Genomic DNA, 13,774 nt, shown 5'->3' on the forward strand with positions numbered 1-13,774 from the left:
CATGGATACCAAGTATGCGAAAGCGTGCCCGTCGCGCACCGTGATGGACGTGCTGGCGAACAAGTGGACGCTCTACGCCCTCGGCCTGCTCCGGTGCCGCGATCGGCCGCTGCGGTTCACCGAACTGCGCCGCGGTGTCGAGGGAGTCACGCAGAAATCGCTTACCCAGGTGCTGCGCAATCTCGAACGCGACGGACTGGTCACCCGCACGATCTATCCGACGATTCCGCCGCGCGTGGAGTACGCGCTGACTGATCTCGGCCGGGACGTCGGGGCCTTGACCGGCGCGATCGCCGACTGGTCGAAAGCCAACGCGAGCCGCGTCCATGCCGCCCGCGAGGCTTACGACAACCGGCGTGACTAGGCGTTCTTCAGGGAACGCGCGATCACCATCCGCTGAATCTGGTTCGTCCCCTCGAAGATCTGCGGCACCTTCGCCTCCCGCATGTACCGCTCGACCGGGAAGTCCCGCGTGTACCCGGCGCCGCCGAGCACCTGCACCGCGTCCGTCGTCACCTTCATCGCGCCGTCCGTGGCCACCAGCTTCGCGATCGACGACTGCCGCTGGAAGTCCAGCCCGCGGTCGCGGCGGCGGGCAGCGTCCAGATAGGTCGCGCGGGCGGATTCGACCGTCGCCGCCATGTCCGCCAGCAGGAATTCCAAGCCCTGGAAGTCCGCGATCGGGCGGCCGAACTGGGTGCGGCCCTTCGCGTACTCCACCGCCTCGTCCAGCGCCGCCTGCGCCAGGCCCACCGCGCACGCGGCGATCCCGAGCCGTCCCGAGCTGAGCGACGACAGTGCGATCTTCAGGCCGGAACCCTCGCCGCCGATCAGCCGGTCGGCCGGGACCCGGGCGTCCTCGAACAGCATCTGCGCCGTCGGCGACCCGGTGAGGCCCATTTTCCGCTCGCGCGGAGCGGCCGACAGGCCCGGAGTCGACGAGTCGACAAGCAGGCAGGAGATGCCGTGCCCGCCGTCGTCGCTCGTGCGGACCATCGTCGTGTAGAAGTCCGCGACTCCGGCGTGAGTGATCCACGCTTTCGTGCCGTTGACGACGTACTCGTCCTCGGCAAGCCGCGCGCGGGTGGACAGCGCGGCCGCGTCCGAGCCGGCGTGCGTTTCCGACAGGGCGTATGCGCCGAGCAGCGAGCCGCCCAGCATGTCCGGCAGCCAGCGGTCCTGCTGTTCCTCCGCGCCGTAGTGCGCGAGCGCGTAGCAGGACATCGTGTGCACGGACAGCCCGACGCCGACACTCATCCACGCGCTGGCGATCTCCTCCAGCGCTTGCAGATAGACCTCGTACGGCTGCTCGGCACCGCCCCAGCGCTCCGAGTACGGCAGGCCCAGCAGGCCGGACTTGCCGATCAGGGTGAACAGGTCGCGCGGGAAATTCTCGGCTTCCTCGTCGGCCGAAGCGCGGGGTTTCAGCTCGTCACGGGCGATTTCCGTGACGAGCGCGAGCAGTTCCTCGGACTCCGGCGTCGGCAGCAGACGGTCGACCGGCATGGCTTCCTCCCAGACATTGGTACTGAAAACAGTACTAACGGCTGATTGAGAGTACCGTATGCGGAGCGGGGCTGTCTCTGATCGATAGGAGATAGTGACGTGATGTCCACCCCTGAAGCCCGTCGCCGTCCCACCGCGCGGCAGCAGGCGCTGCTGCGCGAGCTTGAGGCGTTGTTCCTGGCGGAGGGCTTCGCCGGCTTCACGCTCGACGATCTGGCCGCCCGGCTCCGCTGCTCGAAATCGACGCTGTACGCGCTCGCACCGAGCAAGGAGCAGCTCGCGGTCAAGGTCGTCGCGCACTTCTTCCGCGACGCCGCCGAACGCCTGGAAAAGCGGATCGCGGGCATCGACGACGCGCGCGAGCTGATCGGCGAGTACCTCTCCGGCGTCTCTGAGCACCTGAACCGGGCGTCGCCGGAGTTCATGGCCGACATCGCCGCGTTCGCGCCCGCCCGCGACACCTATCAGCTCAACAGCCGCGCCGCCGCGCGCCAGATCCGCGGGTTCATCGACAAGGGCGTCGCCGACGGGGTGTTCCGCGACGTGCACGCGCGGCTCGTGGCCGAAATGACCGGACTGATCATCGAGGGCATTCAAACCGGGGTGCTCGGCAGGCGCACCGACGTGTCCGACGCGGAAGCGTTCACCGCGCTCGGCGAACTTCTGCTCGGCGGGCTCGACAAGAACTGATTTGTCCGCATCGGGACAGGAATTGTCAGCACCGGTTCCTCTACACTCGCCGCTTGTGATCGTGGTGGGTGGAGAGGCGCTGGTCGACCTCGTTCCTGGCGAACCGTTGGATTCCACTGTGGACGGTGGGTTGCGCGCGTTGCTGCCCCGGCTCGGCGGTGGTCCGTACAACGTCGCGCTCGCCGTGGCCCGGCTCGGCGTTCCCGCGTCGTTCCTGTCCCGGGTTTCCACTGACCGGTTCGGCGTCGCGTTGGCGGATCGCCTTTCCGCTTCGAACGTCGACACCTCGTTGCTGCAGTGCGGCGCCGAGCCAACGACACTCGCCGTCGTCGCGCTCGACGAACGCGGTGCCGCGCAGTACACCTTCTACGTCGAGGGAACCGCTGATCGGCTGGTCTCCGATCCTGGTGCGCTGCCAGAAGAAACCACCGCGCTGTCGCTCGGAACGCTCGGCATGGTGCTCGAACCCGGCGCGAGCGCGTACGAGCGAATTCTGCGCCGCGAAGCCGCGCGTGGGACCCTGACGGTGCTTGACCCGAACATCCGGGAGGCGCTCATCGCCGACCCGGCGGCTTATCGCGCGCGCTTCGCGTCGTGGCTGCCGGACGTGCGGTTGCTGAAAATCTCCGACGACGACGCCGCGTGGCTCGCCGAAGGGGCGGACCCGGTAGCCGCCGCGAAATCGTGGGTGGAGTCCGGTGTGGACGCCGTCGTGCTCACCCGGGGCGCGGACGGCCTGTCTGTGATCACTTCGGCTGGTGAGCTGGCCCACGTTCCGTCCCGCAAGGTCGCGGTCGCGGACACGATCGGCGCCGGGGACACCGTGCAGGGCGCGTTGCTGGCCTGGCTGCACGAGCGCACCGTGCGCGACCTGGCCGCACTCGACGCGAACGCGTGGACCGAAGCGCTTGCTTATGCGGCGAAAGCGGCGTCGATCACGGTCTCCCGCAGCGGAGCGGAGCCGCCGACTGCCGCGGATATGGCGGCCACCGTGTGAACCTGGTCCCAATGGGGCCTTTTGGGGCAACGCAGCGAGTGCGGACTGACCCACCCTTCGACTAGCGTAGTGGTGAATTCATACCCAGCGGGGCGGTGTGCAGCGAGGCGCGTGTTTCCTCGCGTGAACACGTGGCTACTGCGGAACCTTGCAGGCGCCGCCGTCCCGTGCCCAACGTGAGAGGGACCTGCATGTCCGACGCGACGAATGCGGGGCAGTCCGGCGGCGAAACCGCGACGCTGCGCCTGCCGAGTGGCGAGCACGAGTTCAAGGTCGTCAACCCGGTCGAGGGCGCGCCGGGGATCGAGCTGGGAAAGCTGCTGGCGCAGACGGGGTACATCACCTACGACCCCGGGTTCGTCAACACCGGCGCCGCGTCGTCGGCCATCACCTACATCGACGGTGATGCGGGCATCCTGCGCTACCGCGGCTACCCGATCGAGCAGCTGGCGGAGAAGTCCACCTTCATCGAGGTGTCCTACCTGCTCATCTACGGCGAGCTGCCGACCGAGGCCCAGCTGGCCGACTTCACCGAGCGGATCCAGCGGCACACCCTGCTGCACGAGGACCTCAAGGCGTTCTTCTCCGGCTTCCCGCGCGACGCGCACCCGATGCCGGTGCTCTCCAGCGCCGTTTCCGCGCTGTCGACCTTCTACCAGGACTCGCTGAACCCGTTCGACGAGCCCAACGTCGAGCTGTCCACTATCCGCCTGCTGGCGAAGGTGCCGACGCTCGCGGCGTACGCGTACAAGAAGTCCGTCGGCCAGCCGCTGCTGTACCCGGACAACTCGCTGGGCCTGGTGGAGAACTTCCTGCGGATGACGTTCGGCTTCCCGGCCGAGCCGTACGAGGTCGACCCGGACGTCGCGAAGGCGCTCGACCTGCTGTTCATCCTGCACGCCGACCACGAGCAGAACTGCTCCACCTCCACGGTGCGGCTCGTCGGCTCGTCCGAGGCGAACCTGTTCGCCAGCATCTCGGCGGGCATCAACGCGCTGTTCGGCCCGCTGCACGGCGGTGCGAACGCGGCGGTGCTGGAGATGCTAGAGGGCATCCGCGACGACGGCGGCGATGTCGCGACGTTCGTCAACCGCGTGAAGAACAAGGAAAAAGGTGTCAAGCTCATGGGCTTCGGGCACCGCGTCTACAAGAACTACGACCCGCGCGCGAAGATCATCAAGAACACCGCGGACGAGATTCTCGGCAAGCTCAAGGGCGGCGACCAGCTGCTCGACATCGCCAAGAAGCTCGAGGAAACCGCGCTGTCCGACGACTACTTCGTCGAGCGCAAGCTGTACCCGAACGTGGACTTCTACACCGGTCTGATCTATCGCGCGCTCGGGTTCCCGACGAAGTTCTTCACCGTGCTGTTCGCGCTCGGCCGCCTTCCCGGCTGGATCGCGCACTGGCGCGAGATGATCAACGACCCGCAGACGAAGATCGGCCGCCCGCGTCAGATCTACACCGGCTACGAGTCCCGGGACTACACCCCGATGTCGGAGCGCTGAATCCCTGCTTGGTGAAACGCCCCGCCGTGCCTTTGCGCGGCGGGGCGTTTATCGTTGGGCGGCATGACGATGGAAGCGCCGGTCGTGCTGTGGTTCCGCCGGGATCTGCGGTTGCGAGACCATGCCGCCCTGTTCGAGGCGGCCAAGCACAGCAAACGCATTCTGGCGCTGTACGTGCTGGACGACCGGCTGCTCAAACCGGCCGGTTCGCCGCGGGTCGCATTCCTGCTGAATTCCTTGCGGGAGCTGGACAAAGCGTTGTCCGGCCGATTGATGGTGCGCTACGGCGATCCGGTGCGGGAAGTCGTGGCCGCCGCACGGGAGATCCTGGCGGCAGCGGTACACGTCTCTGCGGATACCGCACCATACGGGCGCAAGCGCGACGATGCCGTGGCTGAATCCTTGGCGGAGCATCGAATTCAGTGGGTGCCGACAGGCTCGCCGTACGCCGTGACGCCGGGGCGGGTAACTAAGCCGGACGGGACGCCGTATCGGGTGTTCACTCCCTTCTATCGTGCTTGGGCGCAGCACGGCTGGCCTCGTCCGGCGGATACGAATGTGTCTATTGTGGACTGGATAAAGCCTTCTTCCTCCGAGTCCCTGCCGGAAACGCCGGAGGTGGAGTGCGAGCTTCCGCCAGCTGGCGAGGAAGCCGCGTTATCCGGGTGGGAGGATTTTCTCTCCGCCGGTCTCGCGGATTACGCGACGGAACGCGATCGTCCGGACCATGCTGGCACCACAAAGCTTTCCCCCTATCTGCGCTGGGGCGCGATCCATCCGCGGACGATGCTGGCCGACCTGGCCGGGAAGCGGTCCGAGGGTGCGCAGGCACTGCGGTCCGAACTGTGCTGGCGCGAGTTTCACGCCGACGTCCTGTGGAACCGGCCGGAAACCGCGCGGCGGAACTATGACCGGCGGTTCGACGGAATGCGTTACGACACCGGAAAAACCGCGCAGGAGATGTTCGCGCTGTGGTGCGAGGGGCGGACCGGCTACCCGATCGTCGACGCCGGAATGCGGCAGTTGCTGGCCGAGGGCTGGATGCACAACCGGGTCCGGATGGTCGTGGCGAGTTTCCTCGTGAAGGACCTGCATTTGCCGTGGTGGTGGGGTGCGCGGCACTTCATGAAGCATCTGGTGGACGGCGATCTGGCGTCGAACCAGCTGAACTGGCAATGGGTCGCCGGATCCGGGACGGACGCCGCGCCGTACTTCCGGATCTTCAATCCGACCACGCAGGGCCAGAAATTCGACCCGCAGGGCGATTATGTGCGCCGGTACGTGCCGGAATTGCGTGGCGTGGAAGGGAAAGCGGTGCACGTGCTGAAGGAGCGTCCGGAGGAGTATCCGGAGCCGATCGTGGAGCACGCGGAGGAGCGGCAGGTCGCGCTGCAGCGGTATGGGGCGATCACGGGGTCTTAGCGTGGACACATGAGCTTCGCTGTGCACGCCGCAGAACAGACCGGCGGCACGGTCACCGACCTCGACCGGGCCACTGACTTCTGGGTCGACACGCTCGGTTTCACGCTGGCCCGGCGCGGGCATCTCGGCGGGGAGTTCGCCGCGGGCATGACCGGGTCGCCGGTGCGGACACTTCGATCGCCATCGTGGTCGCGCCGGGCGGCCATCGAGTCGAGCTGCTGCGATATCACCTCCCGGAGAACCGGCGCAGCCTGCGGCCCCGGCCGTGCGACGTGGGTTCGGCGGGTACCAGGTTTGCCTACTTGCGCGACAAACAGGACGGTGCGGTGCTCGAACTTATTGAGCCCGCAGCCGGCTTGGAAACAAGCTGACTTCGAGTCTTGACGTCGGGCGCCCGTTCGTTGCTTTCCGCCAGCTGCTCGGTCAGTTCGGCGAGTTCGCCATCTGCCGACCGGATTGTCCGCCGGTCGGGAAGCGGCCGATTTCGGTCAGCGTGAAGCTGATCTCTTGGCAGAACAGCACAACGCCGACGTCCCTGACCGCTGGCTCGGCGTAACGCCTTCGCCCCGCTTCCCGTTCCACCGGTCGACTGGCCGGGTGCGTTTGGGTCGAGAATCTGTCGCTCAGCGAAGGGTCGTTCGATGCCGCGTTGGCTGTGCACACGCTGGGCATGTGGCCGGATCCGGTTGCCCGGCTGCGGGAACCGGATTGCTCGCGGAGGCTGGCTTTCCCCGGTCTCGCACCGAAATGCTCGACTTGGATCCGCCAGTCGTGTGCGTCCTGGCGTTTCCGGTGGTGCTTGACTGGCCTCAGAGCACGGTTTTCTCGCTGGTGACCATGTTCCCGGCGGAAGCCAGATCGATGAACTTCGCCTCGTCCTAGTGGGTAGTTCTCGGACGCGAAGAACGCGTCGTGGCCGGCCCAGCCGTCGAATCAGATCTCGGTGATCCCGTCGTAGGCGGGAGCGGCATGCGGATCGGGGAGCTGTCCGCCCGGACGGGGGTGAGCCGGCGGCTGCTGCGCTACTACGAAGAGCAAGGGTTGCTGGTCAGCGAGCGGGCCGTCAGCGGCATTACGCCGACGAGCACGTCCGCCGGGTCTCATCCGGGCCTTCTTGGCCGCGGGACTGTCCACCCGGGTCATCGCCGAGATGGTGCCGTGCATGGCCGAACCCAGCGCGAGCAAGGCACACCTTGCCCTGGCGACGATGCGGCGAGAGCACGGTCGGCTGTCCTCGGCGATCGATCGCCTCGCCGAGGCGCGGTCCGCACTCGACGGGCTGATCGAGGTCAACCAGAGCTACCTCGCCGATAGCCACACGGATCCCACGCCGAGTCGCGTGCCCTAACGGCGCAATGCGTCAACCAGCCGCACTCGGCTGCCGACCCGCAACACTCCATTCCGATACACTCGCGCACCCGCCCAGGTGACTACCGCGATCAGCGCGACCGTCAGCACCAGAGACAGCACGATTTCCCACGGCCGGACCGTGCCGAGCGCGATCCTCGCGGGCATCAGGACCGGCGACAGCAACGGGATCAGCGACACGACCCGCGTCGCCGTCCCCTGCGGTGCTTGCGTGAGCAGATTGATTCCCGCGACAAACCCGATGACCAGCGCGATATTCACCGGCCCCACTACGGCCTGCGTGTCTTCTTGCCGGGACACCAGCGCACCGGCCGCGCCGTAGAGCATGGCGTAGAGGAGGAAACCGAGCAGGTACCAGACGAGACCCCAGCCCAGCGTTCCCAGCGTGACGCTGGAAATCGAGAACACCCCGGAAACGCCACCGGCCACCAAACCTGCCACGGCGAGGACTGCGAGCTGCGCCAACCCGACCAGGCCGAGCCCGATGACCTTGCCCAGCAGCAAATGCACCGGCCGGACCGTCGCGAGCAGGATCTCCACCACGCGGCTGGATTTCTCCTCGACCACGCCCTGTGCGACGAACATTCCGTAGGTCATGATGCTGACGTACAACAGAATCGCGATCACGATCCCGGTCACGAGCTTCGCCCCGGCTCGCGGATCCGCCGGTTCGAGAGACTGGACGTCGGCATGGGTGGCAGACACTGCCTGGTGCACAGCGGCGGGGTCGAGATTCGCGGAGTACAGCTGAGCGTCCAAAACCTGTTGCTGTGCGATGTGGTCGAGCGTCGTCCGCAGCTCGGAGTCCAAAGTGGACTTGACGGTCACCCGCGGCCGGGAAGCGCTGCCGGACACGAGCGCGTCGGCGTCACCGTCGCGGACCTTGGTCAATCCGTCCGATTCGGACTGCACCAGGACGATCTTGAGGTTCCGGTCGGTGTTCTCCAGTTGCGTGGCGATCCCCTGCGCCTGCCCGGCTAGCGCGACTTCGGTGGTCGACCGGTCATGGGCGAGGAAGACCTGCAGTGTCACGTAACCCAGCAGCAGCAACAACATCACCGCGGTGCTGACCACAAAGGACCGGGTGCGCAGCCGTGCGTTGAGCTCCCGTTTGGCCACCAGCCGCACCGCGCGGGTGGGGCGGATCCGGCTCATCGAGGTGCTCCCGGCGTGGCGACGGAGTCGCGGAACAGGTCGGCCAGCCTGCGACGGCGGTGGCTGAATTCCGTCACCGGGCCGGTGGCCAGCGCGGCGGCGAGCACGGCCTGATCGTCGGCACTCGGCGACAGTTCCAGGACAGTCGTGCTGCCGCGGTTTTCGACGACGCGGGCACCAGGAACCGTTGCCGCCCAACCGGGATGAGCGCTGGGCGCGGTGACCACCAGCCGACGTCCGGCGTCGCGGGTCAGCTCGTCCACGGTGCCGACCGCGACCATCCGGCCGTCGCGGATGATGCCGACCCGGTCGCACAGCCGCTCCACGAGGTCGAGCTGATGGCTGGAAAACACCACCGGCACGCCGGTCGCCGCCTTCTCGCGCAACACGCCGCTCAGCACGTCGACGGCGAGCGGGTCGAGGCCGGAAAACGGCTCGTCGAGCACGAGCAGCGCCGGGTCGTGCACCAGTGCGGCGGCGAGCTGCACGCGTTGCTGATTGCCGAGACTGAGCTTCTGGATGTCGTCCTCGCGCTTCGGCCCGAGCCCAAGCCGCGCGATCCACAACTCGGCGGCGCGGTGCGCGTCGTTGGTGCTGAGGCCGTGCAGTTCGGCGAGGTAGACGAGCTGGTCGATGACCTTCATTTTCGGGTACAGACCGCGCTCTTCGGGCATGTACCCGATCTGCGCGCGGGTGTCGTGCGTGACCGGTCGCCCGGCGAACCGCACCTCGCCGGAGTCGGCGGCCAGCACGCCGAGCGCGATCCGCATCGTGGTGGTCTTGCCCGCCCCGTTGCTGCCGACGAACCCGAACAGCTCGCCGGACGCCGCGGTGAAACTCACTCCGTCGAGCACGGTTTTCGCGCCGAACCGCTTGCTGACCCGGTCGATCTCCAGCGTCACGCGTCCCCCTCCCGCGGCGCACGGCTGAACACGGCCTCCACCGGCAGGTCGAACACCGCGCAGATGCGCAGCGCCAGGTCGAGGCTGGGGTAATGATCCCCGCGCTCCAGCGCCCCGATCGTCTGCGGATTGACCTCGATCGCCTCGGCAAGCTCCGCCCGGCTCATCCCGCGCTCCGCGCGCAGCGCCGGCAGCCGGTTGTGGATCGGCAGCTCCTTGCCACGCCGCACCGGGCTCATGGACCGCACTGTTGCAAAAACCCAACGACCCGTCAAGCTGCCTTGCCGATAGTTGTCCGCCCCAAGGTGGTTTTCTCAGTAGTTGACCCGGCCGCGCCGGGCCGGCAGCGAACCCGCCGCACACCGCCCTGCTGAGAAGACCCCAATGCCCCATTGGGGCGATGCTGGCCGCAGGAGTCAGGACAGTCCGGCCAGCGTTTTTTCGACCAGTTCGGCCACCCGCTCGCGGGCGGCTTCGGCGTCGGCAGGGACGAGGGCCAGCCGGGTGCGTCGTTCGAGGACGTCCTCGACGGTCGTCGCGCCCTCGTGGCGGACGGCCCACACCACCTCGGCCGCGGTGATCTCCGTCGACGTGCACAGTGGAGCGGCGAATTCCGGCTCCAGTTCGCCGAGCGCCGCCACGCGGGGTGCTTCGGTGCCGTACTTGGCCGCCAGCCGCGCTGGAGCGTCCACAAGCGACAGTCGCGAGCGCGGTGCGGCACCGATCAGTGGCAGCTTCGAGGTTCGCGAAGGGCCAGCGGGCAATCCGGCGTGTGTCAACGCGGCATCGACGGCGTCCTCGGCCATGCGTCGGTACGTCGTCAGCTTCCCGCCGATCACGGTGAGCACGCCGTCGGAACCGGTGACTACCGCGTGTTTCCGCGAGAGATCCGCACTGCGTCCGGCGGAACCGGAGACGAGCGGCCGCAGTCCGGCGTACGAGCCGATCACGTCGGCAGCGGTCAACGGGCGGTCCAGTACCGAAGACGCTGTCGACAGCAAGAAGTCCACATCGGACTCAGGAACCGTCGGGACATCCGGGACCCCGCCGGATACCGGCTCGTCGGTGAGTCCTAAGTAGACCCGGCCGTCGAGCTGCGGCAGCAGGAACACGAACCGGTTGGTCTCGCCGGGAACCGGGATGTTGACCGACGTGGCTCCGACCCGCACGGTTTCCGGCGCGAGCACCAGGTGTGACCCGCGGGAAGGACGTAGCTGTACGGAGTCAGTCAGCGTGTCCGCCCAGACACCGGTCGTGTTGATGACCTGACGCGCGCGAAGCGTGTACGACGAGACGCCATCACTGACCTGAGCTTCGTTGCCGGACAAGGAAACCGCCGACAAACGCGTGAGGATTCGAGCGCCGAGCAACGCCGCCGTACGGGCAATGCTGACCACAAGACGTGCGTCGTCAACCAAAGCACCGTCGTACGCCAGCAAAGCGCCGCGAAGCCCACCGGGAGCCAGGCCGGGGGACAGGGCCAGCGCCTCGGCAGCGGGAATCCGGCGCGGCCCAGGCAGCACTGACGACGGTGTACGCGCAGCTCTCCGCAACCCATCGCCGGCCCGGAGGCCAGTGGCGATCAAAGCCTGCTGCGCGGCGGAAGTACCCGGATAGAGCGGAAAAAGCTGCGGCAGCGCGCGCGTGAGGTGCGGCGCGGTGCGCGTCATGAGGATCCCGCGCTCCACCGCGCTTTCGTGGGCAAGCCCGAGTTCGCCCTTCGCCAGGTATCGCAATCCGCCGTGCACGAGCTTGCTGGACCAGCGCGACGTGCCGAACGCGAGGTCGTGCGCCTCCACCAGAGCGACGGAGAGCCCCCGCGCGGCCGCGTCGAGTGCGATGCCCGCGCCGGTGACACCGCCGCCGACCACCAGGATGTCGACGCGTTCGCCGTCGACCAGCCGGGACAGTTCGCGTTCACGGCGGCGCGCGTTGAGGGATCCGGTGCTCATGGTTTCAACCCCGCTTCGACCAGGTGCCGGAATTCGGCGAGCAATGCGGCCTCGTCGACGTCGGCGGTGGCCGGGCGCAGCGAGAACGCGAACGACTGCACGACCAGGAGCACCGATCGGGCTTGGGCGGCGACCTCGGCGAGGCGCACCGAGCCGTCCCGGTGTCCTTCTTCGAGCAGGCTTCGGAGCACCTGCTCGGCGAAGTGCTGCGTCGCGCCGAGCCGCTTGACGATGTAGGGCAGCACCAGTTCGGCGTCGACGTCCAGCAGTGTCCGGAACAGCGGATCGGCCGACAACGCTCCGACGCTGGCCGCCGCCAGGTGCACGATGCGGTCGCGCGCGTGCGCTGCCTGGTCGCCGGTCTCGTTCACCCGTTGCAGCAGGCCGCTGAACTCGCGCGTCATCAGCGCGGCGAGCACACTGCGGACGTCGGGGAACCGCCGGTACACCGTCATACGGCTGACCTGCGCGGTTCGGGCGATTTCGGCCAGCGTGGTGCGCCGGACGCCGACTGCGAGCACGCACCGGCGCGCGGCGTCGAGGAGCTCGTCGCCGGCGACGCGAGCCGAGGTCGGGCGGCTGCGGGCGTCCGCGAGTGCGGAAGGGGCCGCTCCCGGTCGGGAGTGACGTTTGACGTCCATATGTCACACTGTAGTCGTGAGCGATCTCATCAACCACCGCATCCGGCGTTCGTGGACCGAACAGGGCGGAGCCTCGGCCGGCCTGCCCGACCGCGCGGTCCGGTGGCTTGGCCAGCGTATCGGCCAGGTCGGTCCGGATCGAGGAGATAAAACCGGCGCGGGCAGCCCGGTCGCCGAGTCCGCGCTGACGGTGCCCGTCCGTACCGAATTCGAGGAACTTCTCGGCGCGGACCACGTGCTCGTCGACCCGGGGGAACGGCTCGGCCGCACCGGTGGTCTGTCCTATCTGGACCTGCTGCACGCGCGGGCTGGCGACGAGGTGCCGGTGCCGGACGCGGTGCTGCTGCCCGCGGACCCGGACCAGGTGCAGGCCGTGCTGGAGGTCTGCGTGCGCCACGACATCGGCGTGGTCCCGTTCGGCGGCGGCACGTCGGTGGTCGGCGGGGTCGCGGCGCTGCGCGGCGGCAAGGCGGCGGTGGTCGTGCTGGACCTGGTGCGGCTCGACGAGCTGGTGTCGGTGGACCCGGTGTCGCGGATCGCGGTGCTGCGGGCCGGTGTGCGCGGTCCGGAGGCGGAGCGGCTGCTCGCGGCGCACGGATACACGCTCGGCCACGTGCCGCAGTCGTTCGAGCGCGCGACCATCGGCGGGTTCGCGGCCACGCGTTCGGCCGGGCAGGCGTCGTCCGGTTACGGCCGGTTCGAGGACATGGTCGCCGGGCTCCGGCTGGCCACGCCGAAGGGCGAGTGGCGGCTCGGCGTCGCGCCGGCGTCCGCGGCCGGTCCGGATCTGCGGCAGCTCGCGGTCGGCAGCGAGGGCACGCTCGGCGTGATCACCGAGGTCGCGCTGCGGGTCCGGCCGTTGCCGGAGCAGCGGCATTACGAGGGCTGGATCGTCGACGGCTGGGCGGCCGGAGCGGCGGCGGTGCGGAAGCTCGCGCAGGACCACGCGCTGGCGGACGTCACCCGGCTGTCCGACGTGGACGAGACGAATGTGTCGTTCTCGCTCAACGCCGGGCTGAAGACCACGGCGCTCAAGACGTACCTCGCGGCGCGCGGGATCAAGAACCCGTGCCTGCTGATCGTCGGCTGGGAAGGCGACGTCGCTCGGCGCCGGCGGCGGACGTCGGCGATGCTGAAGTGTTCCGGTGCCGTGCGGATCGGCAAGGTGCTCGGCGAATCGTGGCGGCACGGCCGGTTCAACGGACCGCGGCAGCGCGACGCGTTGCTGGATCTCGGCGTGTGCGTGGAAACCCTGGAAACCGCGGCCTATTGGTCCAATCTGGACGAACTGCACGACGCGGTGCGCGCGGCTTTGGTGGCCTCGCTGGGCCGGGCGATCGTGATGTGCCACGTTTCGCACGCTTACGAAACCGGTGCGTCGCTGTACTTCACCGTGCTGACCTCGCGCGACGACACCGATCCGGTCGGACAGTGGCAGCGCGCGAAGGCGGCGGCGTGCGAGGCGATCAGCGGCCTCGGGACGATCAGCCACCACCACGCGGTCGGCCTCGACCACGCGCCGTACCTGGAGGCGGAGATCGGCCGGATCGGGCTGGACGTGCTGCGCGCGGCCAAGTCCGCGGTCGACCCGACCGGGATCCTGAACCCCGGAAAACTGCTCGGCTGAACGCGC

Annotated in this window: 14 protein-coding genes and 1 pseudogene; 9 read left to right on the forward strand and 6 right to left on the reverse strand. The window is 68.3% G+C overall.

The window, feature by feature from the left end; translation table 11 throughout:
- Position 1: 1 nt before the first annotated feature.
- Entirely contained in the window at positions 2-364 is a 363-nt protein-coding gene (locus tag BM362_RS29665; RefSeq protein ID WP_067575237.1) for a winged helix-turn-helix transcriptional regulator, read from the forward strand.
- Here the strand turns inward: BM362_RS29665 and BM362_RS29670 are convergent.
- A complete protein-coding gene (locus BM362_RS29670) occupies positions 361-1,506 on the reverse strand; it encodes an acyl-CoA dehydrogenase family protein (RefSeq protein WP_067575239.1) in 1,146 nt (381 codons plus the stop codon). The two genes, BM362_RS29665 and BM362_RS29670, sit on opposite strands and share 4 nt — an antisense overlap.
- Before the next feature lie 102 nt (positions 1,507-1,608).
- Between BM362_RS29670 and BM362_RS29675 the strand changes: the two genes are divergently transcribed.
- From BM362_RS29675 to BM362_RS49420, 7 genes and pseudogenes are all read left to right on the forward strand, one after another.
- Entirely contained in the window at positions 1,609-2,196 is a 588-nt protein-coding gene (locus BM362_RS29675; RefSeq protein ID WP_067576484.1) for a TetR/AcrR family transcriptional regulator, read from the forward strand.
- A 55-nt stretch (positions 2,197-2,251) separates the two neighbouring features.
- Positions 2,252-3,193, forward strand: coding sequence for a carbohydrate kinase family protein (locus tag BM362_RS29680; protein ID WP_093575362.1), 942 nt, complete (start codon positions 2,252-2,254; stop codon positions 3,191-3,193).
- Positions 3,194-3,384: 191 nt separating this feature from the next.
- On the forward strand, positions 3,385-4,701 hold the full coding sequence (locus BM362_RS29685) for a citrate synthase (protein WP_067575243.1): 1,317 nt from the start codon (positions 3,385-3,387) through the stop codon (positions 4,699-4,701).
- A 63-nt stretch (positions 4,702-4,764) separates the two neighbouring features.
- On the forward strand, positions 4,765-6,123 hold the full coding sequence (locus BM362_RS29690; RefSeq protein ID WP_093575363.1) for a cryptochrome/photolyase family protein: 1,359 nt from the start codon (positions 4,765-4,767) through the stop codon (positions 6,121-6,123).
- Positions 6,124-6,132: 9 nt separating this feature from the next.
- The gene (locus BM362_RS47700) at positions 6,133-6,507 is read left to right on the forward strand and encodes a VOC family protein (protein ID WP_161269684.1); all 375 of its coding nucleotides are present in this window, start codon (positions 6,133-6,135) and stop codon (positions 6,505-6,507) included.
- Positions 6,508-7,092: 585 nt separating this feature from the next.
- Positions 7,093-7,149, forward strand: a pseudogene (locus BM362_RS49415) (MerR family transcriptional regulator); the annotation flags it as partial.
- 136 nt (positions 7,150-7,285) lie between these two features.
- On the forward strand, positions 7,286-7,471 hold the full coding sequence (locus BM362_RS49420) for a hypothetical protein (RefSeq protein WP_244287350.1): 186 nt from the start codon (positions 7,286-7,288) through the stop codon (positions 7,469-7,471).
- Here the strand turns inward: BM362_RS49420 and BM362_RS29710 are convergent.
- The 5 genes from BM362_RS29710 to BM362_RS29730 form a co-directional block, all read right to left on the reverse strand.
- Positions 7,468-8,646, reverse strand: coding sequence for an ABC transporter permease (locus BM362_RS29710; RefSeq protein WP_093575364.1), 1,179 nt, complete (start codon positions 8,644-8,646; stop codon positions 7,468-7,470). The genes BM362_RS49420 and BM362_RS29710 overlap by 4 nt on opposite strands.
- Entirely contained in the window at positions 8,643-9,542 is a 900-nt protein-coding gene (locus tag BM362_RS29715; RefSeq protein WP_208865394.1) for an ABC transporter ATP-binding protein, read from the reverse strand. Before BM362_RS29715 ends, BM362_RS29710 begins: the two co-directional genes overlap by 4 nt.
- Positions 9,543-9,544: 2 nt before the next feature.
- A complete protein-coding gene (locus BM362_RS29720; protein ID WP_067575251.1) occupies positions 9,545-9,787 on the reverse strand; it encodes a helix-turn-helix transcriptional regulator in 243 nt (80 codons plus the stop codon).
- 177 nt (positions 9,788-9,964) lie between these two features.
- Entirely contained in the window at positions 9,965-11,500 is a 1,536-nt protein-coding gene (locus BM362_RS29725) for a glycerol-3-phosphate dehydrogenase/oxidase (RefSeq protein WP_093575366.1), read from the reverse strand.
- On the reverse strand, positions 11,497-12,141 hold the full coding sequence (locus tag BM362_RS29730; protein WP_093575367.1) for a TetR/AcrR family transcriptional regulator: 645 nt from the start codon (positions 12,139-12,141) through the stop codon (positions 11,497-11,499). The genes BM362_RS29725 and BM362_RS29730 overlap by 4 nt, the downstream gene beginning before the upstream one ends.
- A 16-nt stretch (positions 12,142-12,157) precedes the next feature.
- Between BM362_RS29730 and BM362_RS29735 the strand changes: the two genes are divergently transcribed.
- The gene (locus BM362_RS29735) at positions 12,158-13,768 is read left to right on the forward strand and encodes an FAD-binding oxidoreductase (protein ID WP_244287329.1); all 1,611 of its coding nucleotides are present in this window, start codon (positions 12,158-12,160) and stop codon (positions 13,766-13,768) included.
- Positions 13,769-13,774 lie beyond the last annotated feature (6 nt).

The organism is Amycolatopsis rubida, from assembly GCF_900115345.1.
GTDB classification, from domain to species: Bacteria; Actinomycetota; Actinomycetes; order Mycobacteriales; family Pseudonocardiaceae; genus Amycolatopsis; species Amycolatopsis rubida.